This window comes from Pseudomonas sp. P9_35, from assembly GCF_034008205.1.
GTDB lineage: Bacteria > Pseudomonadota > Gammaproteobacteria > Pseudomonadales > Pseudomonadaceae > Aquipseudomonas > Aquipseudomonas kilonensis.
In genome coordinates, this window is record NZ_CP125373.1 from 6,377,990 (window position 1) to 6,403,562 (window position 25,573).

Below are 25,573 nucleotides of genomic sequence, written 5' to 3' on the forward strand. Positions count from 1 at the left end.
TGCGGGGTTGGCAGCATTGCGTTATAGACCGTCGGGGTATTTCTTGCCAGGCGCATCACGCCGCTGAATGCAGGTAAACTGGCGACCTTTCTCCCAGGAGCCTGCCATGAGCGAGCCAACCGACATCGACAACGACGAAGAAGAATTCGTCGAGAACACGCTGATCCAGGCCATCGAAAACCAGATCGAAAGTGACAATCCGCCTGCGGCCAAGGCCACTTTCAACAAGTTGACCCTGGTCGGTTACGAGCGCGAAGAAATCCTCAACCTGATGGCCCATGTGCTGGCGGTGGAGATTGATGCGATCCTGGAAGAAGATCGCCCGTTCGATACCCAGTGGTACGAAGCCGCCTTGCGCGCGTTGCCTGAGTTGCCGCCGGAAAAGAACTGAACGGCTCTTGCTCCCGCTCGGCTGCGCCCTGTAGGAGCTGCCGAAGGCTGCGATCTTTTGATCTTGATCTTGATCTTTCACTTGAGACTCAAGCGTCAGGGGAAAGATCGCAGCCTCGCTGCACTCGACAGCTCCTACACAGCTCCTACGCTGCTTCTGCGGGGCCACAAAAAATGCTTTTAGGCAAAAAAGCATGACACTGAGACTGGACAGGCCGGCCGAGTGCGCTCACCTTAGTGTCGCTGTCGACCAATTCCTAGAAAGTCTGGAGTCCTTATGTCGCTTACCCCTGAGCTGGTTGCCGAACTGGAAATCCTCGCACTCTTCAACCTGGACAGTTCCCAGGAAGGCCTGAAAATTCATCAGACCGCTGCCCCTAAAGCGATTGCCGCTGCCCAACGCCTGTTCGAAAAAGAACTGATCACCCAGCCCGACGGTGGTTACCTGACCAGCCTGGGACGGGATGCCGCCCAGAACGTACAAACCGTCCTGACGATACTCAGCGTGCAAGAAGCCGCCTGATCCCCCCTGTCGCCCACGGAAATCTCCTTTACGGGATTTCCGCAGGCGCACGGGTGCCCTGCGTAAAAAACCGGCTTCCGAATTCCGTTTTCAGCTTAAGAATTCCCAAGATCGGGCGCTAAACTGCCATTACCCCCCACGTTCGACGCCGCGAGCCGGTTTGAGCTGACATGACCCGCAATCACGAAATACGCCCCGATCTGGACGAGGGAATCGACCGCAAGGTCTTGAGCCAGTTGCGCGCACGTTTTCTCAAGCTCAACACCGTACGGATGGAGCGCGCCCTCGAAGGCCTGTCGCCGCGCCAGCAAGGCGTGCTGACGTTGTTGCCGCTGTTCTTTCACGTCAACCATCCGCTGCTGCCCGGCTACGTTTCCGGCAGCACGCCTGCCGGGCTGTCGAACTACGAGCCTGACGCCAATATCCTTGCCGAAGCCCAGCGGCTGACCCGTTCGTTTTCCTATAAGCCCCGACACGGCAGCAACCCGCCACGGCCGATCCTTGGCCTGTTCCTGATGGGCAGCCTCGGCACCCTGGCCCAGGCCGACCAGAGCGACATGGACGTTTGGGTGTGCCACGGGCCGGACCTGAGCGACGATGAACTGGCCGAGCTGCGCAAGAAATGCCAGTTGCTGGAGATCTGGGCCGCGACCCAGGGCGCCGAAGCCCACTTTTTCCTGATCGACCCGGCGCGCTTCGTAAGGGGTGACCGGGACAACCAGCTCAGTTCCGACGATTGCGGCACGACCCAGCATTACCTGCTGCTGGACGAGTTCTACCGCACCGCGATCTGGCTGGCCGGGCGCACGCCGATCTGGTGGCTCGTGCCGGTCTATGAAGAAGAGAACTATGAGCAGTACACCCATACGCTGATGTCCAAGCGTTTCATTCGCGCCGATGAAACCCTGGACCTGGGGCACCTGGCCTACATTCCGCCGGGCGAATTCGTCGGTGCCGGGCTCTGGCAGTTGTTCAAAGGTATCGAGTCGCCCTACAAGTCCGTGCTCAAGCTGCTGCTGACCGAGGTCTATGCCAGTGAACACCCGAATGTCCGCTGCCTGAGCCTGCGCTTCAAACAGGCCGTGTTTGCCAATCGCCTGGACCTCGAAGAGCTGGACCCGTACATGCTGGTCTACCGCCGCATCGAGGAATACCTCAATGCCCGCGGCGAATCCGAACGCCTGGAGTTGATCCGCCGCGCGCTGTACCTGAAGGTCAATCGCAAGCTCACCGGCCAGACGCGTAACAGTGGCTGGCAACGGGTACTGCTCGAACGACTGGCCCGGGAATGGGGCTGGGACCAGCGTCAACTGGCGCTGCTGGACAGCCGCAGCCAATGGAAAGTCCGCCAGGTCAGCCACGAGCGACGGGCCCTGGTCAACGAACTCACCCACAGCTACCGCTTCCTGACCCAGTTCGCCCGCACCGAGAAAACCGTCAGCCTGATCAACAAGCGCGATCTCAACGTGCTTGGCCGGCGGTTGTATGCAGCCTTCGAGCGCAAGGCCGACAAGGTCGAGTTCATCAACCCTGGCATCGCGCCGGACCTGGCCGAAGACACCCTGACGCTGGTCCAGTCACCCAACAAGAAAGAACCGGGGCAGAACCAGTGGGCGCTGTACAACGGCAGCCTCAACGCCCTGGAGTGGGAGAACTTCGCGCCGATCAAGCGCTGCCGCGAGCTGCTGGAACTGCTGACCTGGTGCCATCGCAACGGCGTGATCGACAGCAGCACGCGCCTGGCGCTGCACCCAGGCGACAGCGACCTGAGCGAGTTCGAACTGTTCAATCTGCTGGGCAGCCTGCAACAGTCCATCGCCCTGCCCTTGACCACCGTGGATGAAGCACAGTTGCTGCGCGCCAGCGTACCCAGCGAAGTGTTGATCCTGGTGAACGTCGGCGTCGACCCGCTCAAGCACCACCGCGACCTGAATATCCTGATGACCACCGAGCGCACCGACTCCCTGAGCTATGCCGGGGTCCGGGAGAACCTGGTGCTGACCCTCGACCAGGTCACGCTCAACAGTTGGAACGAGGTGCTGGTCAACCGTTTTGACGGCGAACACGCCCTGCTCGACTGCCTGCGCGATTACCTCAACGACCTGCCCGTCACCCAGCACCAGCCACGCTTGCAGGTGCGCTGTTTCTGCCACAACCGCGCCCAATTCATTGCGCGGCGCGTGGAAGAAGTCATCGACACGGCGCAGACCCTGTTGCTGAGCAGGCTCAATCACCGCTATCTGCTTCAGGTCCAGCAGCACTATCACGTGTTGGAGCTGGTGCCCGGCCAGGTCAATCACGTGGCGCTGGGCAGCCTGTCGGCGCTGATGGATTACCTGGGCGAGGAACTGACGGCCTACAGCCCCTTGCACCTGGACCCGATGGCCCTGGAGGACCATGACCTGGCGCTGATCCTGCCCATGGGCCAGCCCGAGTGCATCCAGGTGTTCTACCGCGTCGACGAAGACGAGGCCAATCTGTACGTGCTCGACGAGTTCAACGCACTGTGGCAACAACACGTGCCTTATCACGACGAACCAAGCCTGCTGGTGCCGCTGCAACGCTTTTTGCAGTCGGTGCTTTACCGTCGCGATGCCCTGCTGCCGCTGGATGCCGCCCAGCCGCAGACCCTGGAAACCCTGTACTACCAGTTATTGCCCTCAGGCAGCGGCCGGGCGCGACGGATCGAAGCGCGGCAAGCCCCGCAGATGCTGCTCAACAAGCCGTTCTATGACGTGCAGGCGATCATCGGCAAAGCGGCGCACGGGCAGGTGCACGTCACCCTGTACTGCGATCAGCAGGAGTTTTCCGAACTGGAGCATGGCGACCAACTGTTCCGCGTGGTCGCCAGGGAGATCGTCGAACAGCGCCGCGAGGCCCAGCGCTATCGCTGCTACATCACCGACCTGGACCTCTCGGGCCTGGTGGGCGACGGCGCCTGTTCAAGCAATTTATACCTGCGCTACAAGGCCGACCTGGAACGCGCCCTGAACGAGGCACTGAACCAGGTCTGAGACGGGTTCAGAACGCGCAGTCGCCGCCATTGACCGGCTGCGACTCGACCTCCAGCAACGTCAGCTTCAGCGTCTTGCCACCCGGGGCCGGCCAGTCGATGTGCTGGCCGACCTTCAGGCCCAGCAACGCACTGCCCACTGGCGCCAGGATCGAGATCCGGCCTTCGTCGGCGTTCGCGTCCTGTGGATAAACCAGCGTCAGGTGATAGTCCTTGCCGCTGCTTTCTTCGCGACAGTGCACGCGCGAGTTCATGGTCACGACATCGGCAGGCACTTCTTCGTGGCCCACCACGTTCTCGGCGCGATCCAGTTCGGTTTGCAGCGCAATCACGCCCGGCAGCGTTTCATCAAGGCTGTCGATCAGGCGTTCCAGACGCTGTACGTCCAGACGGGTAAGGGTGATGGAAGGTGCGGTCATGATCCTGGCAGACTCCTTTCTTCTGCACAAAAAAAGCAAAACCCCGCCACAAAAAGGCGGGGTTTTCACGGACCTCGATGGATTGAGGCGTAACCGGACACTATCAGTAGGAGCTGACGAGTGCAACGAGGCTGCGATCTTGACCCGGGCAATTGAGCTTCAAGCGAAAACCGCAAAGATCAAGATCAAAAGATCGCAGCCTTCGGCAGCTCCTACAGGAGCCTGCGCTTTAGCGCCTCGGCGCAGATGACCCGCCGACGCTCGTCGTCGGCCGAGCGCCATTCGCGGATATCTTCCACGTGACGCAGACAACCGAGGCAGACCTTCTGTTCATCCAGCTTGCACACGCCGGTACACGGCGACGGTACGGCCGGGCTGACGTTGCTGTAGAGCGGCTTGGGTGGCCGTAGCGGGGCGGTCTGGCTCACGCCGTCACAGGCCTTCGAAATCGAGTTCCACGCCAGCCTGCTGCTTGACGATGCGCTCGAGCATTTCGCCCAACTGCTCTTCGCTCTTGTCGCACATCCAGCGCTCGCTTTCTTCGTCATAGTCGAAGTGAAAGCCACCGGAGACCGCCGCCAGCCACAATTGCCGCAACGGCTCCTGGCGACTGAAAATCAACTGGCTGCCGTTTTCGAACTTGACGGTGAGTACACCGGCGGAGATTTCCAGGTCAATGTCCAGGCCACTGTCATCGAACACATCCTCCAGCGTTTGCTGGGTCGCATCGACCAGATCGTGGAAACGGGCTTCAGTCAAACTCATTGCGGCAACCTCGAAAATGTCTGCTCATGCTCAAGCGCCGCAAGATACGGACGCTTCCCGGTGATTGCAAAGGATATACCCACTGGCGACCACCAGCGCCGCCGGACGGGCGCCCCGTTGCATAGGCAAGCTGACGGGTGGCCGGTATACTCCGGCGCAATTAAAGCATTTTCAAGGATTTCGCCATGAAGCGCCTGATCTCTTCCCTTGCTGCGCTCGTCGCGGTTGCCTGCCTCGTGACAGCCTGTGGTCAAAAAGGTCCGCTGTACCTGCCTGATGACAGCAAGTCTCCCGAAGAACAAGCAGAACAGGCCAAGTCGTCGCAGGCCAAATCCCACTCGCACGACACCCACACCACCACTTACTAAGGGAACGCCATGGACGCTTTTAACTACCGTGGCGGGGAGCTGTTCGCGGAGGGGGTTGCCCTGTCCGCGATCGCCGAACGTTTCGGCACGCCGACCTATGTCTATTCCCGCGCCCACATCGAAGCCCAGTACCGGACGTTCGCCGATGCCCTCGAGGGCATGCCGCACCTGGTGTGTTTCGCGGTAAAAGCCAACTCCAACCTGGGTGTGCTCAATGTCCTGGCGCGCCTGGGCGCCGGTTTCGACATCGTCTCCGGTGGCGAGCTCGAACGTGTGCTGGCCGCTGGCGGCAGCGCCGACAAAATCGTGTTCTCCGGCGTCGGCAAGACCCGTGAAGACATGCGCCGCGCCCTGGAAGTTGGCGTGCACTGCTTCAACATCGAGTCCACCGACGAGCTGGAGCGCCTGCAAATCGTCGCCGCCGAGCTGGGCGTCCGCGCGCCGGTCTCCCTGCGCGTGAACCCGGACGTCGACGCTGGCACCCACCCGTACATTTCCACCGGTCTCAAGGAAAACAAGTTCGGCATCGCCATTGCCGACGCCGAAGACGTGTACGTGCGCGCCGCCCAACTGCCGAACCTGGAAGTGCTGGGCGTCGATTGCCACATCGGCTCGCAACTGACCACCCTGGAGCCTTTCATCGATGCCCTCGACCGCCTGCTGGCGCTGGTCGACCGCCTCGGCGACTGCGGCATCTACCTGCGCCATATCGATTTGGGCGGCGGTGTCGGCGTGCGCTATCGCGATGAAGAGCCGCCACTGGTGGCCGACTACATCAAGGCCGTGCGTGAGCGCCTCGACGGGCGTGACCTGGCGCTGATGTTCGAACCGGGCCGCTACATCGTCGCCAACGCCGGCGTGCTGCTGACCCAGGTCGAGTACCTCAAGCACACCGAGCACAAGGATTTCGCCATCGTCGATGCGGCGATGAACGACCTGATCCGCCCGGCGCTGTACCAGGCGTGGATGGACGTCACCGCCGTGCGTCCTCGCGACACCGCTGCGCGCAGCTACGACATCGTCGGGCCGATCTGCGAAACCGGTGACTTCCTGGCCAAGGGTCGAGAGCTGGCGCTGGAAGAAGGCGACTTGCTGGCCGTGCATTCGGCCGGTGCCTACGGGTTTGTCATGAGTTCCAACTACAACACCCGCGGCCGTTGCGCCGAGGTGCTGGTGGACGGTGATCAGGCATTCGAAGTGCGTCGCCGCGAGACGGTAGCCGAGTTGTTTGCCGGCGAAAGCCTGCTGCCGGAGTAAAACCATGCTGCTGCGTTTTACCAAGATGCACGGCCTGGGCAATGACTTCATGGTCCTCGACCTGGTCAGCCAGCACGCGCACATCCTGCCCAAGCACGCCAAGCAATGGGGGGACCGGCACACCGGTATCGGTTTCGACCAGTTGTTGATCGTCGAGGCACCCAATAACCCGGACGTGGATTTCCGTTATCGGATCTTCAACGCCGACGGTTCGGAAGTGGAGCAATGCGGCAATGGCGCGCGCTGCTTCGCCCGTTTCGTGCTGGACAAGCGCCTGACCGCCAAACGGCAGATCCGCGTCGAGACCAAAAGCGGCATCATCGAACTGGATGTGCGCAGCGACGGCCAGATCGGCGTCAACATGGGCGCTCCGCGCCTGGTACCGGCGGACATCCCCTTCCAGGCACCGGCCCAGGCCTTGAGCTATCAGGTGGACGTCGACGGCGCCACGGTGGAACTGGCAGCGGTTTCCATGGGCAACCCCCATGCCGTGCTGCGAGTGGCCGATATCAACAGTGCTCCGGTGCATGAGCTGGGGCCGAAAATCGAGCATCATCCGCGCTTCCCCGCGCGAGTGAACGTCGGTTTCCTGCAAGTCATCGACCGCCACCGCGCACAATTGCGCGTCTGGGAACGCGGTGCCGGGGAAACCCAGGCCTGCGGTACCGGCGCCTGCGCGGCCGCAGTCGCTGCGATCAGCCAGGGGTGGATGGATTCGCCGTTGTTGATCGACCTGCCTGGCGGGCGCCTGTCCATCGAATGGGCAGGCCCTGGCCAACCGGTGATGATGACCGGCCCGGCAGTGCGCGTATACGAAGGACAAGTTCGTCTTTGAGTGAGCCAAACCCATGACCGACCAGCCACAGGTTCCAGCCCCACAGCCCGACGAATCCCCCAGCCTGCCAGAAACCGCAGCAGTGGCGGCTTACCTGGAGGCTCATCCGGACTTCTTCGTCGAGCATGAAGAACTGCTCGCGACGATGCGCATCCCCCACCGGCGCGGCGACACCGTGTCGCTGGTGGAGCATCAGATGAAAATCCTGCGCGAGCGCAACATCGAAATGCGCCATCGTCTTTCGCACCTGATGGACGTGGCCCGGGACAACGACCGACTCTTCGACAAGACCCGTCGGCTGATCCTCGCCCTGATGGACGCCAGCACCCTCGAAGACCTGGTCATGAGCGTCGAAGACAGCCTGCGCCAGGATTTCCAGGTGCCCTTTGTCAGCCTGATCCTGTTCGGCGACAACGCCATGCCGGTGGGCCGCTGGGTGACCCACGCCGAAGCGCAGACGGCCATCGGCGGCCTGCTCACGGAAGACAAAAGCGTCAGCGGCAGCCTGCGCGAGCATGAGCTGGACTTCCTGTTTGGCGAAGAACAACGCAAGCAGATCGGCTCCACCGCCGTCGTCGCCATCGCCCACCAGGGCGTGCACGGCGTGCTGGCCATCGCCAGTCGCGATCCGCAGCACTACAAGAGCTCGGTGGGCACGCTGTTTTTGAGCTACATCGCCGAAGTCACCGGCCGGGTGCTGCCACGGGTCGCTGGTTCGCTGCGCTCGGTACGCTGAGGATGGAACGGCAACTGGACGCCTACTGCGAACACCTGCGCAGTGAGCGCCAGGTGTCACCCCACACGTTGTCGGCCTATCGCCGCGACCTGGAAAAAGTACTGGGCTGGTGCCAGAAGCAGAACATCGGCAGCTGGGCGGCCCTGGACATCCAGCGCTTGCGCAGCCTCATCGCCCGCCTGCATCAACAGGGGCAATCCTCCCGCAGCCTGGCACGCCTGTTGTCAGCGGTACGCGGCCTGTATCACTACCTCAATCGCGAAGGCCTGTGCGATCACGACCCGGCCACCGGCCTGGCACCGCCCAAAGGCGAGCGCCGGCTGCCAAAGACTCTCGACACCGACCGCGCCCTGCAACTGCTCGAAGGCGCCGTCGAGGATGACTTCCTGGCACGGCGCGACCAGGCGATTCTCGAGCTGTTCTATTCTTCCGGCCTGCGACTTTCAGAGCTGACGGGGCTTAACCTGGATCAACTGGACCTGGCCGATGGCATGGTCCAGGTGCTCGGCAAGGGCAGCAAGACCCGCCTGCTGCCCGTCGGCCGCAAGGCCCGTGAAGCCCTGGAACAATGGCTGCCGCTGCGGGCGCTGACCAACCCCGCCGACGACGCGGTCTTCGTCAGCCAACAGGGGCGGCGCCTCGGCCCGCGGGCGATTCAGTTGCGGGTCAAGGCTGCCGGCGAACGGGAGCTGGGACAGAACCTGCACCCGCACATGCTCCGGCACTCCTTCGCCAGCCATTTGCTGGAGTCGTCCCAGGACCTGCGCGCCGTTCAAGAGCTGCTGGGGCATTCGGACATCAAGACCACCCAGATCTACACCCACCTGGATTTCCAGCACCTGGCGACGGTCTATGACAGTGCCCATCCCAGGGCCAAACGCATCAAGGGCGACGAATCATGACCATCGAGCTGATCACTTTCGACCTGGACGACACCCTGTGGGACACCGCCCCGGTGATCGCCAGCGCCGAAGCCATACTCCGCCAATGGCTGACCGACAACGCGCCGAACCTGGGCGGCGTGCCGGTGGAGCATCTTTTTTCGATTCGCGAGCAAGTGCTGCGCGAGGAGCCTGGGCTGAAGCACCGCATCAGTGCCCTGCGCCGACGGGTGCTGTTTCGCGCCCTGCAGGAAGCCGGCTACGACCAGTGGCAAGCCTCTGAACTGGCGGACCAGGCCTTCGAGACGTTCTTGCACGCCCGTCATCAGCTGGAGATTTTCCCCGAGGTGCAGCCCACCCTGGAGATCCTGGCCAATCATTTCGCCCTCGGTGTGGTCACCAATGGCAACGCCGATGTACGGCGCCTGGGGCTGGCGGACTATTTCAAATTCGCCCTGTGCGCTGAAGACATCGGCATCGCCAAGCCTGACGCCCGACTGTTCCACGAAGCCCTGCAACGCGGCGGCGCCACGGCGCAAACCGCCGTGCACATTGGTGATCACCCCGGCGACGACATCGCTGGCGCCCAACAGGCCGGCCTGCGCGCCGTATGGTTCAACCCGGCAGGCAAACCCTGGAATGCCGACCACGCGCCGGATGCAGAAATCCGCAGCCTGACCGAACTGCCAGGGTTATTGGCAGGGTGGCATCGCCAGCGCTGAACCCTGCTTCGCAGCCACTACAGCCTTCTGTGGGAGCGAGCTTGCTCGCGAAGGCGATCACCACCCGCCCGCTACCTGAGCCTCAACCCGATCCGTGGCGAGGGAGCTTGCTCCCGCTCGGCTGCGCAGCAGTCGCTAAACCGGTCAACGCGGTCCGCCTGGAGAGATGCCAGGGGCCCGCTTCGCAGGCCAGCGGGAGCAAGCTCCCTCGCCACGGATTCCTGAGTTGCCTGGGCGAAAGTCATCGCGAACCCCCCCCCCCCCCCCCCCTCTGCCGCGCCCCACCCCCACCCCCCCAACAAAGAACCCTGTGGGGGGGGGGGGGCCCCACCAAACACCACAACCCACAGACCCAAACCCAAAAATCGCGAGCAAGCTCGCTCCCACCCCGGCTCTGCCGCGCACCGAAGCTCTGCGCCCAACACAAAACCCTGTGGGAGCGAGCTTGCTCGCGAAGGGGCGGCACATCCAACATTGATGTGACAGATAAACCGCTATCGCGAGCAAGCTCGCTCCCACAGGGGCTGCGCCTGGCCTGGGGACGGAATCGCACCCATGAAAAAGCCCGCAGCGACGGCGGGCTTTTTCAGCAAGCAATGAAGCCGGAACTCAGATAGGACGGCTGCCGTACTTGTTGTCAGGCTTCTTGGGCGGATCAGCGACCACGTTGGCCTCCACTTCCTGCACCTTGCCGCCCCTGGCCAGGAATTCCTCCATGGCCTTGGCGAGCGCATCACGCTCCTTGTTCTTGGCCTCTACGCTTGGCAACTCGTCGACCGAAACGGCCGCCTTGGCCTTGCCTTTGGCGGTAGGAACCGGAACATCGGCCCCATCGTCGTCGGCAACGTCTTCCGCCGCCGCTTCAAGGCCCTCTTCGGCCTCGTCTTCGTCGCCTACTTCGAGGTCGTCGTTTTCCAGATCATCGTCGCTCATGTTCTACCTCATGACTTGCGAAAAGCAGATTAGTTATAGCCCAGCTTCGCCATCTGTTCGAAGGCTGCCAGAAAAAATTCAACATCCGCCGGCAATCAGCGGTTATGCCCCTTCACCGTACAAGGTGGCGAGGACTTTACGAGCACCGCCGTGATCACGGTGCTCGCCCAGATAAACACCTTGCCAGGTACCCAATGCCAGCCGTCCTGCCGTGACCGGCAGGCTGATCTGACAACCGAGCACACTGGCCTTGAAGTGTGCCGGCAGGTCGTCCAGGCCTTCGTCGTTGTGCTCATAGTCGGCGGTTCCTTGTGGGATCAGCCGATTGAAAAATCGTTCGAAGTCTCGACGTACCGCCGGATCGGCGTTCTCGTTGATGGTCAACGAAGCCGAGGTATGCTGCAGCCACAGATGCAACAGACCGACACGACACGCCTGGAGTTCAGGCAGGCCGGCAAGCAACTCGTCCGTCACCAGATGAAAGCCCCGAGGCCTGGCCCGCAGGGTTATCAGCGTCTGTTGCCACATACAGATCTCCGCACGTTCGGCGCGCATTCTAGCGCGCTCAGGGAAAAAACAAAGGGCCTAATATTCTTGCTTCGGTGTAAGCCTTTGGCGGTATAAAAACCCATGTCGCATCCACAACAAAAGGCGTCGGAAAAACCGCTGCACCTTGTGAGCAATGACAAATTCCAGACAAAAAAATGCCCGGCGAACCGGGCATTTTTTATTGCGTGTACTTACAGGTTGTAGCCACGCTCGTTGTGCTGGGCCAGGTCCAGGCCCACCGCTTCTTCTTCCTCGGTGACACGCAGACCCATGACGGCGTCCAGGACCTTGAGGATGATGAAGGTGACGATCGCGGTGTAGACCACCGTGAAACCCACTCCCTTGAATTGAATCCACACTTGCGCGCCGATATCGGTCACGGTGCCGAAGCCACCCAGGGCCGGTGCTGCGAACACACCGGTCAGGATCGCGCCGAGGATACCGCCGATGCCATGCACGCCGAAGGCGTCCAGGGAGTCGTCATAGCCGAGTTTGCGCTTGAGGGTAGTGGCGCAGAAGAAGCACACCACGCCCGCTGCCAGGCCGATGACCAGGGCGCCCATCGGGCCCACGGTGCCGGCAGCCGGGGTGATGGCAACCAGGCCCGCCACGACGCCCGAGGCGATGCCCAGTGCGCTTGGCTTGCCGTGGGTGATCCACTCGGCAAACATCCAGCCTAGCGCCGCCGCAGCGGTCGCGATCTGGGTCACCAGCATCGCCATGCCGGCAGTGCCGTTGGCGGCGACAGCGGAACCGGCGTTGAAGCCGAACCAGCCGACCCACAGCATGGCCGCGCCCATCAGGGTGTAACCCAGGTTGTGCGGCGCCATTGGCGTGGTCGGGAAGCCTTTGCGCTTGCCCAATACCAGGCACGCCACCAAGCCTGCGATACCGGCGTTGATATGCACCACGGTGCCGCCAGCGAAGTCCAGCACGCCCCAGTCCCACAGCAGGCCGCCGTTACCGGACCAGACCATGTGGGCAATCGGTGCATACACCAGGGTGAACCACACGCCCATGAAGATCAGCATGGCGGAGAACTTCATCCGCTCGGCAAATGCGCCGACGATCAGGGCCGGGGTGATGATGGCGAAAGTCATCTGGAAGGTGATGAACACCGCTTCGGGGAACAGCGCCGCCGGGCCGGTCAGGCTGGCTGGCGTGACGCCCGCCAAGAAGGCTTTGCCGAAACCGCCGATGAAGGAATTGAAATTGACGACGCCCTGCTCCATGCCGGTGGTGTCGAACGCAATGCTGTAGCCATAGATGACCCACAGGATGCTGATCAGACCGGTAATGGCAAAGCACTGCATCATCACGGAAAGAAGGTTTTTCGACCGAACCATGCCGCCGTAGAACAGCGCCAGGCCAGGAATGGTCATGAACAGTACAAGAATCGTGGCCGTGAGCATCCAGGCGGTGTCGCCGGAGTTCAGGACTGGGGCTGCCGCTTCTTCTGCCATGGCCAAGCCAGGCATTGCGAAGGACAACAGGGCTCCTAGCCCTGCGAATTTACGCAGAGTCATATTGTTTTCTCCTGGGGCGTTGGGTTTGGCGGCTTAGATGGCGTCGGTATCGGTTTCGCCGGTACGGATGCGGATAGCCTGTTCCAGATTGACCACAAAGATCTTCCCGTCACCGATCTTGCCGGTGTTGGCGGCCTTGGTGATTGCCTCGATCACCCGATCAAGATCCTTGTCGTCAATGGCGACATCGATCTTCACCTTGGGCAGGAAATCGACCACGTACTCCGCGCCGCGATACAGCTCGGTGTGACCTTTCTGCCGACCGAAGCCTTTGACCTCAGTAACGGTAATGCCCTGCACGCCGATCTCGGACAACGACTCGCGCACGTCGTCCAACTTGAACGGCTTGATGATGGCAGTGACTAGCTTCATGAAACTTTCTCCCGAATTGGTGGACTTGCCCCAGGAAAACAAACCCGACTCAAGTCTAAGCGCAGTGCCTGGCTTTGTAACGCGTCGTCGGCCCAAGTTGCCCGACAGGTGCCAGTTAACTGATCCTGACGAAACTCCCCGTTCCGCCTGCTGCACTGCATTCGTCACAGCGACTGCATCAGTGCATGGGTCATCAGCCTCTAAGCAGAAACCTTGCCATCTGCACCAAACCCTCTGATTTCAGTCTCTTGGCCACCTGCTCGACGTGCGTTGCGCCATGAACCGCAGCGATACGCACAAAAACAGTGCAGCGATGTCCGGACCCATGCGCGAAAAGCGTGCATCCCTGGCTTGCGAATTGACTATAGACACTGCGTGATACACTGCCCGCCATTGTTTTCAGGACACCTGCCATGCTTGCGCCCAAAGACCTCCTCGACGCCCTGAGCGGCCACGCTTCCCGCATCTTGAGTGGCGACACGCCGCTGCCCAAAAGCGAAATCGAAAGCCAGTTCAAGGCCCTGCTGCAAAGCGGCTTCAGCAAACTGGACCTGGTGAGCCGGGAAGAATTCGACAGTCAGATGGTCGTGCTGGCCCGGACCCGGGCGCGGCTTGAAAGCCTGGAAGCCAAGGTCGCGGAGCTGGAAGCGCGACTGGCTCCGGCACAGGAATAAGCAGCTCCTGCGGGCCACTCAACCACTCGCAGCGTGTTGAGATAGGACCGGGGCCTGTGCCAGCGGCAACTCCAGGATAAACACCGCGCCCCTGCCCGGCCCGGCGCTCTGCACGGTCAGATCGCCGCCCATCTCGTGCGCCGCCAGGATGCAGCTGTGCAGGCCAAAGCCGTGACCGTCGACACGCGTGGTGAAGCCGTGCTCGAACACCCGCGCAAGATTGTCCTGCGAAATCCCCTCGCCATTGTCCTCGATCTCGACCCGCACGCGCTCATCGTCAATGGTCTTCAGACGCACGATGATCTGCGGCGGCCGGTTCGTACCCGCGTCCAGCGCCTGCTTGGCGTTGTTGATCAGATTGACCAGGATCTGCAGCACTCGGTGCTTGTCCAGCGGCATTTGCGGGATATCGCTGAATTCCTTGATCAGCGTGATGTGGTGGCGGGCCAGGGACACATCACAAATGCGCACGACATCCTCGACCAGCTCTCGCAACGAGCCCGGCTCCAGAACGCTGGCGTTGCCGGCATAGGATTGCTGGGTGGCGACGATTTCCTTGATGTGGTCGATTCGGCGAGTCAATTGCGCCAACTCGGCGATCATGCCCTGCTGCTCGACGGCCAGCGCATCGGCCAGCTTGTCGAGATAGTCCGGTAGCGCGCGCCCTTTCGGATCGCTGTTGATGAAGTCACCAAGGTCATCGGGATGCTCCTTCATCAACTGGGCGACCTTGGCCACCCCTGGCCCCTTGGAGGTGTGCACCTTCTCGTAGAGGACCTGGGCTGACACATTGACGCTATTGAGCACATTGCCCACGTTGTGCAGCACATTGGTGGCGATCTCCGCCATGCCGGCCCGGCGCGCGGTGGTGACCAGTTCGGCCTGGGCCTCGCGCAACTCGTCGTTGACCTTGGCCAATTGCTTCGGGCTGGGGATCTTCAGGGCCGCCGGCACCAGCCGGACCAGCAGGATGGCGGTAATCACCGAGGCAATCGCGGTGATCACCTTGACCAGCGCCGTCAGCCAGTAATAAGGCTGCCAGATGGTCAGGATCTCCATCACATGGCTGGTCCCGCAGGCCAGGATAAACACGCCAAATGCCGCGAGCATCCAGTCAAACGGCACGTCCTTGCGCTTGTGGATAAAGTACAGGAGCGTGAAGGGGATGGTGACGTAGGACAGGACGATCAAGCCATCGGCGATCACATTGGTCCACAGCAGGTCCGGACGCCACATGTAGCAATGCCCGTGGGGCATGAAGCGCTTGTCGGTTAACAGCGCCAGCAGATCGTTCATGGCCACTTCCTCGTTGTGCCGTTGATACCGCCAAGTGCCGACTGGGCAAATCGGAGTCTAGCAGAGGGACCTTCCCGGGCATTTTGCGTGGCCAGGCGAGGCGGTGATATCCGCTACCGCATCACGCTTGCCGCCCCTCGGCTGTCACTTGCCCTCGAAACATCCTGCCAAATTTTCTCCCTTCAATTGCCGCGCCCAAGTTCATCCCCACGACTAACCTTGCAGAGCCGCAGGACGCGGCGCCCTATTCACTCAAGGAATGATTCATGTCGCTTGCCATCGTCCACAGCCGCGCCCAAGTAGGGGTCGAGGCTCCTGCCGTTACCGTTGAAGTCCACCTGGCCAATGGCTTGCCGTCACTGACGATGGTTGGTCTGCCGGAGGCGGCGGTGAAGGAAAGCAAGGATCGGGTGCGCAGCGCGATCATCAATTCGGGGCTGAACTTCCCGGCACGACGCATCACCTTGAACCTGGCGCCGGCAGACCTGCCAAAGGACGGCGGACGCTTCGACCTGGCCATTGCCTTGGGGATCCTGTCGGCCAGCGTGCAGGTGCCAACCCTGACGCTGGACGACGTGGAATGCCTCGGTGAACTGGCCTTGTCCGGCGCGGTACGACCGGTGCGCGGGGTATTGCCCGCGGCGCTGGCGGCGCGCAAGGCCGGGCGCATGCTGGTGGTGCCGCGGGCCAATGCCGAGGAGGCCTGCCTGGCCTCGGGGCTGAAGGTGATCGCCGTGGACCATCTGCTCGAAGCGGTGGCCCACTTCAATGGGCACACACCGGTCGAGCCTTTCGTTTCCAATGGGCTGCTCTCGGCCAGCAAGCCCTACCCCGACCTGAACGAAGTTCAAGGCCAGGCCGGGGCCAAGCGGGCCTTGCTGATTGCTGCAGCGGGGGCTCATAACCTGTTGTTCAGCGGGCCACCGGGCACCGGCAAGACATTGCTCGCGAGCCGTCTGCCGGGGTTGTTGCCCCCCTTGGCCGAGAGTGAGGCGCTGGAAGTCGCGGCCATCCAGTCGGTGGCCAGTTGCATACCGTTGAGCCACTGGCCGCAGCGCCCGTTTCGCCAGCCACACCACTCGGCTTCCGGCCCGGCGCTGGTGGGTGGCGGGTCAAAACCGCAGCCAGGGGAAATCACCCTCGCCCATCATGGCGTGCTGTTTCTGGATGAATTGCCGGAGTTCGACCGCCGGGTGCTGGAGGTCCTGAGAGAGCCGCTGGAATCTGGGCACATCGTGGTTTCTCGCGCCCGCGACCGAGTACGCTTCCCGGCGCGTTTCCAGTTGGTGGCGGCGATGAACCCCTGCCCCTGTGGATATCTTGGCGAACCCAGCGGCCGTTGCTGCTGTACACCGGACATGGTGCAGCGTTACCGCAACAAACTCTCCGGGCCGCTGCTGGACCGCATCGACCTGCACCTGACCGTTGCCCGGGAAGCCACGGCGTTGAACCCCAAGCGCGAATCCGGAGACGATACCGCCACGGTCGCCGAGCAGGTGGCCGAAGCCCGGGAACGTCAGCACAAGCGCCAAGGCTGCGCCAACGCCTTCCTCGATCTGCCGGGGTTGCGTCAGCATTGCAAGTTATCCACAACCGATGAAACCTGGCTGGAAACCGCCTGCGAACGGCTGACCCTGTCGTTGCGCGCCGCCCACCGCTTGCTCAAGGTCGCCCGGACGCTGGCGGATCTGGAGCAAGCGGGATGTATCCGCCGCGAGCATCTGGCCGAAGCATTGCAGTATCGGCCAACTACCCCCTGAACCGCCTTATGGTTTGCTCAGGTCCACCAACGGTGTTTCCCGAACCTCGGTTTTTTGACCGTTCTGGATGGTATCGATGCGCTTGAGGGCCTTATCCACAGCGCCCTTGTCCGCCAACAGGCTGTAGTGGATCTGGAACTGCTTGTGCTCTTTCGGCGCGATGGTAGGAACCAGACCCAGGGGGCGCTGATAGCGGCGGTTATAGGAAAAACTGGTGCCTGGCTCCAGCCCGGTCACGTAGCCCTGGCCCTGGGTGTCGGTGTTTTTCCACAGGGAGAACACCGGAAGCGTGCCGGTGTTGAAGCCCACAGACACACCGAGGCTACCGGCCTTGTTGTGCAGCACGGTGAGGGTGTCGCCCTTGGCGTCAGCGTATGGCACGACGTTGTAGACGGTTTCGTCGTAATCCTTGGTGGGGGCCCGGTAGGTTTGCCAATCGGACAAATCGCCCTTGGCCTTGTCGTTGAACGGCGAGACCTGCTTGACCGGTGCCACGAAACGGGCGCCCTGCTCCAGGAACGGCGTACTGAAGTTGCTGTGGTAGAGCGCTTGGTATTCCTTCGGATAATCGCCGTTGTTGGTCAGCGTGTCGCTGAGCGCGAACGTCACGCTGCCGGGTTCGGTGACCAGTTCGGTCTGCACCGAGAAGTCGACCTTCTTGAACGCCTGCTCCTTCAACTCGCCCCGCAGGGTGATGGCGTAGGGCGGCTTTTCATCGATATGCAAGGTGACTTTGTTGGCAGGAATGTTGGCAGCGCGACCATGCAGGGTCAGCAGCTCACCGTTGTCCATGCCGGGATGGCCGACCCATTCGTAGCCGCAACGGGTGACCAGCTCGTTGAACCCTTCGAGCCAGCCCAGGCCGCCTCGGCCATTGAGTTCGATGAACGCCGGATTGACCACTTCCTTGACGGGCGAATCCCAACCCATGCGCACATTCCCGACCGAAGCCTGCAGCACGTTCATGCCACGGGTCGGGACGACCGAAAGCTTCAGGGTGCCATTGTCGATGTCGACGATGCTGACGCCTTCCTGGCGGCCGCCGTGCAGGGTGCGCATCGTCACGGAAAAGGGTTTGCCGGTCTTCACGCCGAGTTGCTGGCTGGTGATTTGCCAGGGTTGAGCGGCTTTATCCGTATCCAGCAGGACGTAGTCCCAAGCCATCGCATGGGAGGCAGCGCCCAAGGCGCCAAGGGTGATGAGAAGTTTGAGCGGAGTCATGGTCACGACCTTTTATTGGAGTTGTGCGGTTTTTATAGACTTGAAGAAACGTTTCAGCAAGCTTAAAAACAGCAATATTCCTAAAAAAGAAACGACACTAGGGTGGCAGCTTTTGTGGGAGCGAGCTTGCTCGCGATAGCGGTGGGTCAGATTGAGATGACGTTGGCCGGGCAGCCGTCATCGCGAGCAAGCTCGCTCCCACCCTGATTCCCGGCGGACACCTGAAGTGGAATCACAGCAATTCCCTTGTGGAAGCGAGCTTGCTCGCGATAGCGGTGGGTCAGATTGAGATGATGTTGGCTGGGCGGCCGTCATCGCGAGCAAGCTCGCTCCCACCCTGATTCCCGGTGGACATCTGAAGTGAAATCACAGCAATTCCCTTGTGGGAGCGACCTTGCTCGCGATAGCGGTGGGTCAGATTGAGATGATGTTGGCTGGGCGGCCGTCATCGCGAGCAAGCTCGCTCCCACCCTGATTCCCGGCGGACGCCAGGAGTGGGATCACCGCAAATTCCCTTGTGGGAGCGAGCTTGCTCGCGATAGCGGTGGGTCAGATTGAGATGACGTTGGCCGGGCAGCCGTCATCGCGAGCAAGCTCGCTCCCACAGGAGTATGGGTGAACTTGCTCGTGACGGGATGCCTCAGCGGAACCGATCAACCTCTTGGCGCAGGTCCTGGGCCAGTTTTTCCAGTTCCTTGGCGGTGAGCGCCAGGTTCGAGACCACCTGGCGCTGTTCGCTGTTGGCCATGGCAATGCTTTGCAGGTTGCTGCTGAGCAGGGTCGCGGTGCTGCTTTGCTCCTGGGTGGCGGTGGTGATCGCCGCAAATTGCTGGCCGGCCGAGCGGCTTTGCTCGTCGATGCGCGCCAGGGCCGTGGCCACGTTGGCGTTGCGCGACAGGCCTTCCTGCATCAACAGGTTGCCCTGCTCCATCGTGCTGATGGCGTTGCCGGTTTCCTGCTGGATGCTGTTGATCATGCTGGAAATTTCGTCAGTGGCCTGGCGAGTGCGGGAAGCCAGGCTGCGGACCTCATCGGCCACCACGGCGAAACCACGGCCCTGCTCGCCTGCACGGGCGGCTTCGATGGCGGCGTTCAAGGCCAGTAGGTTGGTCTGCTCGGCGATCGAGGTGATCACACCCACGATGCCACCGATTTCCTGGGAACGCTGACCCAAGGTATTGATAACCGTGGCGGTGCTGTTCAGCGCGCCGGCAATTTGCTCCAGGGACGACGACGCTTCGTCCATCGAGGTCCGGCCAATGCGGGTCTGCTGGGCGTTTTCCTGGGCCAGGCGCTCGGTGTTACCCATGTTGTCGGCAATGTCCAACGACGTTGCGCTGAACTCTTCCACTGCGCCGGCCATGCTGGTGATTTCGCCGGATTGCTGTTCCATGCCTTCATACGCCCCACTGGACAACCCCGACAGGGCCTGGGCACGGCTGTTGACCTCCTGGGAGGCCTTGCGGATGTGCTCGACCATGGTCGACAAGGCCTGGCTCATCTGGTTGAAGGCACGGGCCAACTGACCGATCTCATCATGGCTCGACACATTCAGGCGCACGCTCAGGTCACCGGCGCCCAAGGCTTCGGCCTGGCGCACCAGGTCCCCCAGCGGTGCCAGTTTGCTGCGCAGCAACCACATCGCCGAGCCGACCGCCAACAACATCGCCAGCAGGCTACCAATGGCCAGTTGCGTACCGACGCTCCAGGTCACGGCGCGAATCTCGGTTTTGGGCATGCTCGCCACCACCGCCCACGGCCCACCTTCGAACGGTACGGCAACGCTGTAGAAATCTTCGGCGGTATCGGTCCAGAACGCGCCCTTGCCCGGCTTCTTGACCAGGCCAACGATGGTCGCGCTCGCCTGGTCCAACGCCTGCACGCCGGCCGGCGGCACCAGCCACTTGTTTTGTTCGTCCAGCAGGGCCAACGAACCGGTCTGGCCAATGCGGAAGCGCTTGAGGTTTTCGAACTGCGCGTTCTGCGCATCGGTGTAGTCGAAGCCTACGTACAGCACGGCAATGATCTTGCCGCTGCTGTCACGTACAGGCGTGTACTGCGACATGTAGTAACGTCCGAACAGCAAGGCTCGACCAATGTAGCTCTGCCCGCTGATCACCGGACCGTAGGCAGGGCCGGCGCGGTCGAGCACGGTACCAATGGCCCGCGTACCGTCCTGCTTGGTCAATGACGTGCTGACGCGGATGAAGTCATCGCCGTTGCGCACGAAGACCGTCGCCACCCCGGCGGTCATTTGCTTGAACTCATCCACTTCCTTGAAGTTGTTGTTCAACACTTCGCTGCCCAGGCTCAAGCCTGGGGTTTGTACGCCCGCCACCGTCACCGGCTGGTCCGGATGCACGCTCAGGCCCGCGCCGAAGCGCTTCTCGAACAGACCGGCCAACCGCTGAGTGCTCTCGCGCAAGGTGCTGTGGAACGTATTGAGCTGATCGGCCATCAGGCGCGCTTCGCTGGCCAAATGTTCTTCACGGGTGGCGAGGTTGGCAGCGTCCAGCGAACGCAGGGCGAAGACGGTACTGCCGGAGATCACGACCGCCAATATCACAGCGAGGGCAAGGCCTAGCTGTGAGGCGATCCGGGCACGGGGTTGAGACATGACGGCTCCTGGCCGAGAGACCGGATCATCCTGATCACGCTCGCACGCTCGGCATTTTATTCGGGGTGAGGTGTAAGTTGGCCTTTCTGAACGAAGGTTCCATCTTCACGGATTCGGCGGCAAAGCCAAATACTTGAGCGGCTTGGACGGATTAATGTCAAGTGGCTAGCACGCCAATTGCAACGTTTCAGCCCAGACGCTGCACGTCGGGCAGTTGCATGGCCTTCACCTCACCTTGGAGGAAGTCGCTGAGCCGGCGCAAACGTTCACCTCCCGGCCGGGTTTTCGGCCAGACCAGGTAATAGTGTTCACCACTGGCGACAGCCGTCGGCCATGGCAGGCTCAGGCGGCCCTGGGCGACATCCTCGGCCACCATCAGCAGATCGCCCATGGAGACTCCATAGCCACGTGCCGCCGCGATCATGCCCAGCTCCAGGGTATCGAATACCTGCCCCCCCTTGAGCGAGACCTTGTCGGACAGGCCCATGCGTTGTAGCCAATTGCGCCAGTCCCGGCGATCCGGCGTGGGGTGCAGCAGTTCAGCGCTGGCCAACCGCGCCACATCCCAGGGCTGGTCGTTCAGCAGGTTCGGCGCGCCCACCGGGATCAATTCTTCGGAAAACAGCAAACTGGCCTCCCAGTCCGCCGGAAAGTGCCCGTTGCCCAGCAATACGGCGCAATCGAAGGGCTCGACGTTGAAGTCCACCGCGTCGATGTCCATCCAGGCACTGGTCAGTTGTACCTCGTTGCCAGGCTGCAAATGCCGGAAGCGACTCAAGCGCGCCAACAACCAGCGCATGGTCAGCGTGGAAGGCGCCTTCATGCGCAGGATGCCATCCTCGCCATGCAAGGTGTGGCAGGCCCGCTCCAGCGCCATGAAGCCCTCACGTACGCCCGGCAACAGCAACCGCGCCGCCTCGGTCAATTGCAGGTTGCGGCCGCTGCGCAGGAACAGCCGACAGGCAAAGTGATCTTCCAGCGTGCGAATGTGCCGGCTGACGGCGCTCTGCGTGATCGACAGCTCTTCAGCGGCGCGGGTGAACGAGCTGTAGCGCGCCGCGGCTTCGAATGCCCGCAGCGCATAAAGAGGAGGAAGACGACGAGACATCGCAAAAGCTCCATGGCGTTGTTTGCAAACCCTACCAGAAACGTATTCAGCATGAGTTTTAATCATGCCAGCGATCTTTTTTATCCCTTTGTGCAATCCGCCGAGAGCGCCGAGAATCGTTGCTTTACTGCCTTGTTTGAACATGGAGCGTGATGATCATGCGGCATCCTGTGCGTACCGAACTCTGGGCCATCCTGCGGCTGGCGGGGCCGTTGATTGCCTCGCAGTTGGCGCACATGCTGATGGTGCTCACCGACACCGTGATGATGGCGCGCCTGAGTCCCGAAGCCTTGGCCGGCGGCGGGCTCGGGGCGGCCACCTATTCGTTCGTATCGATCTTCTGCATCGGCGTGATCGCCGCGGTGGGTACCCTGGTCGCGATCCGCCAGGGCGCAGGCGATGTCGAAGGCGCCACCCGGTTGACCCAGGCCGGACTGTGGCTGGCCTGGCTGATGGCGCTGATGGCCGGGTTGCTGTTGTGGAACCTCAAGCCGGTGCTGCTGATGTTCGGCCAGACCGAAACCAACGTGCTGTCCGCCGGACAGTTCCTGCTGGCGCTGCCGTTCGCCCTGCCCGGCTACTTGAGCTTCATGGCCCTGCGCGGCTTCACCAGCGCCATCGGCCGGGCCACACCGGTCATGGTGATCAGCCTCGGCGGGACGGTGGCCAACTTCCTGCTCAACTACGCGCTCATCACCGGTATGTTCGGCCTGCCGAAACTCGGCTTGATGGGGATCGGCCTGGTCACGGCCATCGTTGCCAACTGCATGGCCCTGGCGCTGGCCTGGCATATCCATCGGCACCCGGCCTACCGCGCCTATCCATTGCTCGACGGCCTGTCGCGGCCCAATCGCCAGTACCTCAAGGAACTGTGGCGCCTGGGCCTGCCGATTGGCGGCACCTACGCGGTGGAGGTCGGGCTATTTGCGTTCGCCGCGCTGTGCATGGGCACCATGGGCAGCACGCCGTTGGCAGCCCACCAGATCGCACTGCAAATCGTCTCGGTGGCGTTCATGGTGCCGGCCGGAATGTCCTACGCCATCACCATGCGCATCGGCCAACACTACGGTGCCGGGCAACTGCTGATGGCACGCCTGGCCGGTCGGGTCGGGATCGGCTTTGGCGCGGCCGCCATGCTGGCGTTCGCCATGGTGTTCTGGCTGCTGCCCCATCAATTGATCGGCTTGTTCCTGGACCACGACGACCCGGCGTTTCGCGAGGTGATCAACCTGGCCGTGAGCCTGCTGGCGGTGGCGGCGTGGTTCGAGCTGTTCGATGGCACGCAAACCATCGCCATGGGCTGCATTCGCGGGCTCAAGGACGCCAAGACCACCTTCCTGGTGGGCCTGGGTTGCTATTGGCTGATCGGCGCGCCGGCGGCGTGGTGGATGGCGTTCCACCTGAACTGGGGCCCGACCGGCGTCTGGTGGGGCCTGGCCCTGGGGCTGGCCTGCGCAGCCGTGAGCCTGACAGCGGCGTTTGAATGGAAGATGAAGCGGATGATTCGCAGTGAACCCGGACGGCAGCGTTTCGAGGCCATCCAGGCCGATTGAGACGTATCCCCTGTGGGAGCGAGCTTGCTCGCGATAGCGGTGTGTCAGTCAAACTAAATGGGACAGACCTATCGCCATCGCGAGCAAGCTCGCTCCCACAGGGGTTTGTGTCAGCTGATTTCCAGCATCGATTGCTGATCACCCTCGAACGTCAAGTACTCAACCAACTCCGGCAACGGCAACGGTTTGCTGATCAGGAAACCCTGCACCTGATCGCAACCGAAGCCGCGTAGCAGGTCCAGTTGTTCCTGGGTTTCCACACCTTCGGCCACCACCTCCAGGTTGAGGTTGTGCGCCAGGTTGATCATCGCGTGCACCAGTTTGCGGTTCTCTTCGCGCTGCTCCATGCCACCGACGAAGCTCTTGTCGATCTTGAGCAAGGCGATCGGCAGGCTGTTGAGGTGCACGAACGAGGAGAAGCCGGTGCCGAAGTCGTCCAGGGAGAAGCGTACCCCCAGGCGGCCCAGGGCATCCATGGTCTGCTTGACCAGCTCGCTGCGGCGCATGACGGCGGTTTCGGTGAGCTCGAACTCCAGCCATTGCGCCTCGACACCCCGCTCGGCAATCAGCCGGCTCAAGGTCGGCAGCAACTGGCTGTCCTGGAACTGTCGGAACGACAGGTTGACCGCCATGTGCAACGGCGCCAGCCCCCGCTCGCGCAGGGCCTGCATGTCCCGCAGCGCCCGGGAAATCACCCAGTAGCCCAGCGGCACGATCAGGCCGCTCTGTTCGGCCAGCGGCACGAACTCACTCGGTGGCAGCAAGCCACGTTCGCCGTGACGCCAGCGTACCAACGCTTCGAGGCCGACAATGTGGCCGCCATCGAGGTTCAGCCGTGGCTGGTAATGCAGTTCCAGCTCGTCACGGCGCAGTGCCCGGCGCAGTTCGCTTTCCAGGTCGGCGAGGCTGCGGGCGTTGCGATTGATGCGCTCGTTGAAAATATGAAAGGTGCAGCCCTGGGTGCTCTTGGCCTGCTGCATGGCGATGTGGGCGTGCCACATCAGCGGATCGGCGCCGGCCTGGGCGCGGGCGTGGGCAACGCCCAGGCTGCAGCCGATCAACAGGCTTTCACCGTCCACCCAGTAGGGCTCGGCCAAAGCTTCGGTAATGCGCTCGGCCATCCACTCGGCCCGCTGAGGTGCGCGGCGAGTGTCGATCAGCAGGGCGAATTCATCACTGCCCAACCGTGCCAATTGATCGCCGGCCTCGAGCGAGCTCTTGAGCCGCGACACCACTTGCAGGATCAAGCGGTCACCAGCCTGGTGGCCGAGGGCGTCGTTGGCGTGACGAAAGTTGTCCAGGTCCAGGTGACCGAGCGCCAGGCCACGGCCGTCGTTTTCCGCCAGGCGCGCCGCCAGCAGCGTCTGGAAACCCTGGCGATTGGCGATGCCCGTCAATGGGTCCTGTTCGGCGAGGCGCTGCAAGGTGTTTTCCAGCACGCCGCGTTCGCGCACATGGCGCAGGCAACGACGCAGGGTCGCGCTGTCGAGGACATCACGCACCAACCAGTCGCTGACACCGTCGGGGGCAACCGCCGGCTCGTGCTCAAGCAACAGGATCGTCGGCAGGCTGCAACGGCCCGGCGCCGGCTGCAACGCCGCAACGGTCAGCAACACCGCGTTGCGATTATCTTCGAACAGGCTGCTGACTGACTCCCAGCTCGGGGCACTGATCAACACGACCGAGGGCCCCAAGGGCGCCAGGCACTCGCGCAATATTGCTGACCACGCAGGCTCTTGGGCCAATAACAGCAAACGCAAGGGTTCGACAGGCGTTGACAAGCTGACTCCCTAGACTCTGCAAGGTGGTAGGCGCCGGGCATTATGACGCGCCGATGGGCAATGACCAATGCCAATGGTTCTCAAACACGCGGTTTTGGTGGTTTTTTTCCACTCCCAAATCCTGCGCTGAACGCAATTGGCCCCACATCCTGCGTGAAAGTAGCGGAAGCGGCAAATGACAATGCGCTGTGCGTCACAAGTCGGACAGAGCAGCACAATTCTCTGAGCCTGTTAAAATGCCGGCCCATTTCGCAAACGACTCCCTGACTCTGTC

Annotated in this window: 24 protein-coding genes and 1 pseudogene; 12 read left to right on the top strand and 13 right to left on the bottom strand. The window is 62.2% G+C overall.

Annotated features, from left to right (window positions below; genetic code table 11):
- The first annotated feature begins 106 nt into the window (after positions 1 to 106).
- The 3 genes from QMK47_RS28520 to QMK47_RS28530 all read left to right on the top strand — a co-directional run bounded on the left by QMK47_RS28520 (position 107) and on the right by QMK47_RS28530 (position 3,927).
- On the top strand, positions 107 to 391 hold the full coding sequence (locus QMK47_RS28520; RefSeq protein WP_060740097.1) for a hypothetical protein: 285 nt from the start codon (positions 107 to 109) through the stop codon (positions 389 to 391).
- A 276-nt stretch (positions 392 to 667) separates the two neighbouring features.
- Positions 668 to 913 carry a TIGR02647 family protein gene (locus QMK47_RS28525; RefSeq protein WP_003206789.1) on the top strand — a complete coding sequence of 82 codons (246 nt, stop codon included), beginning with the start codon at positions 668 to 670 and terminating at the stop codon, positions 911 to 913.
- Between the two features lie 170 nt (positions 914 to 1,083).
- Positions 1,084 to 3,927 carry a class I adenylate cyclase gene (locus tag QMK47_RS28530; protein ID WP_320389615.1) on the top strand — a complete coding sequence of 948 codons (2,844 nt, stop codon included), beginning with the start codon at positions 1,084 to 1,086 and terminating at the stop codon, positions 3,925 to 3,927.
- Positions 3,928 to 3,934: 7 nt separating this feature from the next.
- Here QMK47_RS28530 and rnk read toward each other — a convergent pair whose 3' ends face one another.
- From rnk to cyaY, 3 genes are all read right to left on the bottom strand, one after another.
- The gene (gene rnk / locus QMK47_RS28535) at positions 3,935 to 4,345 is read right to left on the bottom strand and encodes a nucleoside diphosphate kinase regulator (protein WP_014340819.1); all 411 of its coding nucleotides are present in this window, start codon (positions 4,343 to 4,345) and stop codon (positions 3,935 to 3,937) included.
- Positions 4,346 to 4,557: 212 nt separating this feature from the next.
- Positions 4,558 to 4,773, bottom strand: coding sequence for a DUF1289 domain-containing protein (locus tag QMK47_RS28540; RefSeq protein WP_253470343.1), 216 nt, complete (start codon positions 4,771 to 4,773; stop codon positions 4,558 to 4,560).
- A gap of 4 nt (positions 4,774 to 4,777) precedes the next feature.
- Positions 4,778 to 5,110 carry an iron donor protein CyaY gene (cyaY, locus tag QMK47_RS28545; protein ID WP_072343055.1) on the bottom strand — a complete coding sequence of 111 codons (333 nt, stop codon included), beginning with the start codon at positions 5,108 to 5,110 and terminating at the stop codon, positions 4,778 to 4,780.
- 185 nt (positions 5,111 to 5,295) lie between these two features.
- Here cyaY and lptM point away from each other — a divergent pair, with 185 nt between their 5' ends.
- From lptM to QMK47_RS28575, 6 genes are read left to right on the top strand one after another with little or no spacing between them, the layout of a single operon-like run.
- Positions 5,296 to 5,478 carry an LPS translocon maturation chaperone LptM gene (gene lptM / locus QMK47_RS28550; protein WP_320389616.1) on the top strand — a complete coding sequence of 61 codons (183 nt, stop codon included), beginning with the start codon at positions 5,296 to 5,298 and terminating at the stop codon, positions 5,476 to 5,478.
- 9 nt (positions 5,479 to 5,487) lie between these two features.
- Positions 5,488 to 6,735: a diaminopimelate decarboxylase gene (lysA, locus tag QMK47_RS28555; RefSeq protein ID WP_018605421.1), complete on the top strand. Its 1,248-nt coding sequence runs from the start codon at positions 5,488 to 5,490 to the stop codon at positions 6,733 to 6,735.
- A gap of 4 nt (positions 6,736 to 6,739) precedes the next feature.
- Positions 6,740 to 7,570, top strand: coding sequence for a diaminopimelate epimerase (dapF, locus tag QMK47_RS28560; RefSeq protein ID WP_003206804.1), 831 nt, complete (start codon positions 6,740 to 6,742; stop codon positions 7,568 to 7,570).
- Positions 7,571 to 7,583: 13 nt separating this feature from the next.
- Positions 7,584 to 8,306, top strand: a complete 723-nt coding sequence (locus tag QMK47_RS28565) for a DUF484 family protein (protein WP_003206807.1) — start codon at positions 7,584 to 7,586, stop codon at positions 8,304 to 8,306.
- Positions 8,307 to 8,308: 2 nt separating this feature from the next.
- Positions 8,309 to 9,208, top strand: coding sequence for a tyrosine recombinase XerC (gene xerC / locus QMK47_RS28570; RefSeq protein ID WP_003206809.1), 900 nt, complete (start codon positions 8,309 to 8,311; stop codon positions 9,206 to 9,208).
- Complete coding sequence (locus QMK47_RS28575; protein ID WP_214510092.1) at positions 9,205 to 9,909, top strand: HAD family hydrolase; 705 nt, start codon at positions 9,205 to 9,207, stop codon at positions 9,907 to 9,909. The genes xerC and QMK47_RS28575 overlap by 4 nt, the downstream gene beginning before the upstream one ends.
- A gap of 609 nt (positions 9,910 to 10,518) precedes the next feature.
- Here QMK47_RS28575 and sutA read toward each other — a convergent pair.
- The 4 genes from sutA to glnK form a co-directional block, all read right to left on the bottom strand.
- Positions 10,519 to 10,842, bottom strand: a complete 324-nt coding sequence (sutA, locus tag QMK47_RS28580; RefSeq protein ID WP_007941277.1) for a transcriptional regulator SutA — start codon at positions 10,840 to 10,842, stop codon at positions 10,519 to 10,521.
- A 102-nt stretch (positions 10,843 to 10,944) separates the two neighbouring features.
- Positions 10,945 to 11,370: a secondary thiamine-phosphate synthase enzyme YjbQ gene (locus tag QMK47_RS28585; protein ID WP_214510093.1), complete on the bottom strand. Its 426-nt coding sequence runs from the start codon at positions 11,368 to 11,370 to the stop codon at positions 10,945 to 10,947.
- Between the two features lie 212 nt (positions 11,371 to 11,582).
- Positions 11,583 to 12,917 carry an ammonium transporter gene (locus QMK47_RS28590; RefSeq protein ID WP_063323830.1) on the bottom strand — a complete coding sequence of 445 codons (1,335 nt, stop codon included), beginning with the start codon at positions 12,915 to 12,917 and terminating at the stop codon, positions 11,583 to 11,585.
- A gap of 33 nt (positions 12,918 to 12,950) precedes the next feature.
- Positions 12,951 to 13,289: a P-II family nitrogen regulator gene (gene glnK / locus QMK47_RS28595; protein WP_002555808.1), complete on the bottom strand. Its 339-nt coding sequence runs from the start codon at positions 13,287 to 13,289 to the stop codon at positions 12,951 to 12,953.
- A gap of 413 nt (positions 13,290 to 13,702) precedes the next feature.
- Here glnK and QMK47_RS28600 point away from each other — a divergent pair, with 413 nt between their 5' ends.
- Entirely contained in the window at positions 13,703 to 13,963 is a 261-nt protein-coding gene (locus QMK47_RS28600) for an accessory factor UbiK family protein (RefSeq protein ID WP_060740084.1), read from the top strand.
- A gap of 18 nt (positions 13,964 to 13,981) precedes the next feature.
- Here QMK47_RS28600 and QMK47_RS28605 read toward each other — a convergent pair whose 3' ends face one another.
- Positions 13,982 to 15,259: a HAMP domain-containing sensor histidine kinase gene (locus QMK47_RS28605; protein WP_320389617.1), complete on the bottom strand. Its 1,278-nt coding sequence runs from the start codon at positions 15,257 to 15,259 to the stop codon at positions 13,982 to 13,984.
- 266 nt (positions 15,260 to 15,525) lie between these two features.
- Between QMK47_RS28605 and QMK47_RS28610 the strand changes: the two genes are divergently transcribed.
- Positions 15,526 to 17,019, top strand: a complete 1,494-nt coding sequence (locus QMK47_RS28610; RefSeq protein ID WP_320389618.1) for a YifB family Mg chelatase-like AAA ATPase — start codon at positions 15,526 to 15,528, stop codon at positions 17,017 to 17,019.
- 6 nt (positions 17,020 to 17,025) lie between these two features.
- Here the strand turns inward: QMK47_RS28610 and QMK47_RS28615 are convergent, their stop codons facing one another.
- The 4 genes and pseudogenes from QMK47_RS28615 to QMK47_RS28625 all read right to left on the bottom strand — a co-directional run bounded on the left by QMK47_RS28615 (position 17,026) and on the right by QMK47_RS28625 (position 21,965).
- On the bottom strand, positions 17,026 to 18,240 hold the full coding sequence (locus QMK47_RS28615; protein ID WP_253470366.1) for an aldose 1-epimerase family protein: 1,215 nt from the start codon (positions 18,238 to 18,240) through the stop codon (positions 17,026 to 17,028).
- Positions 18,241 to 18,880: 640 nt separating this feature from the next.
- Positions 18,881 to 19,741 (bottom strand): methyl-accepting chemotaxis protein, encoded by an 861-nt coding sequence (locus QMK47_RS28860; RefSeq protein WP_413817787.1) that lies wholly within the window; start codon positions 19,739 to 19,741, stop codon positions 18,881 to 18,883.
- A 42-nt stretch (positions 19,742 to 19,783) separates the two neighbouring features.
- Positions 19,784 to 20,857 (bottom strand): annotated as a pseudogene (locus QMK47_RS28865) (Cache 3/Cache 2 fusion domain-containing protein); the annotation flags it as partial.
- 187 nt (positions 20,858 to 21,044) lie between these two features.
- Positions 21,045 to 21,965, bottom strand: coding sequence for a LysR substrate-binding domain-containing protein (locus QMK47_RS28625; RefSeq protein ID WP_214510101.1), 921 nt, complete (start codon positions 21,963 to 21,965; stop codon positions 21,045 to 21,047).
- 158 nt (positions 21,966 to 22,123) lie between these two features.
- Here QMK47_RS28625 and QMK47_RS28630 point away from each other — a divergent pair, with 158 nt between their 5' ends.
- Complete coding sequence (locus tag QMK47_RS28630) at positions 22,124 to 23,518, top strand: NorM family multidrug efflux MATE transporter (RefSeq protein ID WP_057449584.1); 1,395 nt, start codon at positions 22,124 to 22,126, stop codon at positions 23,516 to 23,518.
- 110 nt (positions 23,519 to 23,628) lie between these two features.
- Here QMK47_RS28630 and QMK47_RS28635 read toward each other — a convergent pair whose 3' ends face one another.
- Entirely contained in the window at positions 23,629 to 25,299 is a 1,671-nt protein-coding gene (locus QMK47_RS28635) for a putative bifunctional diguanylate cyclase/phosphodiesterase (RefSeq protein WP_253470370.1), read from the bottom strand.
- Between the last annotated feature and the right edge of the window lie 274 nt (positions 25,300 to 25,573).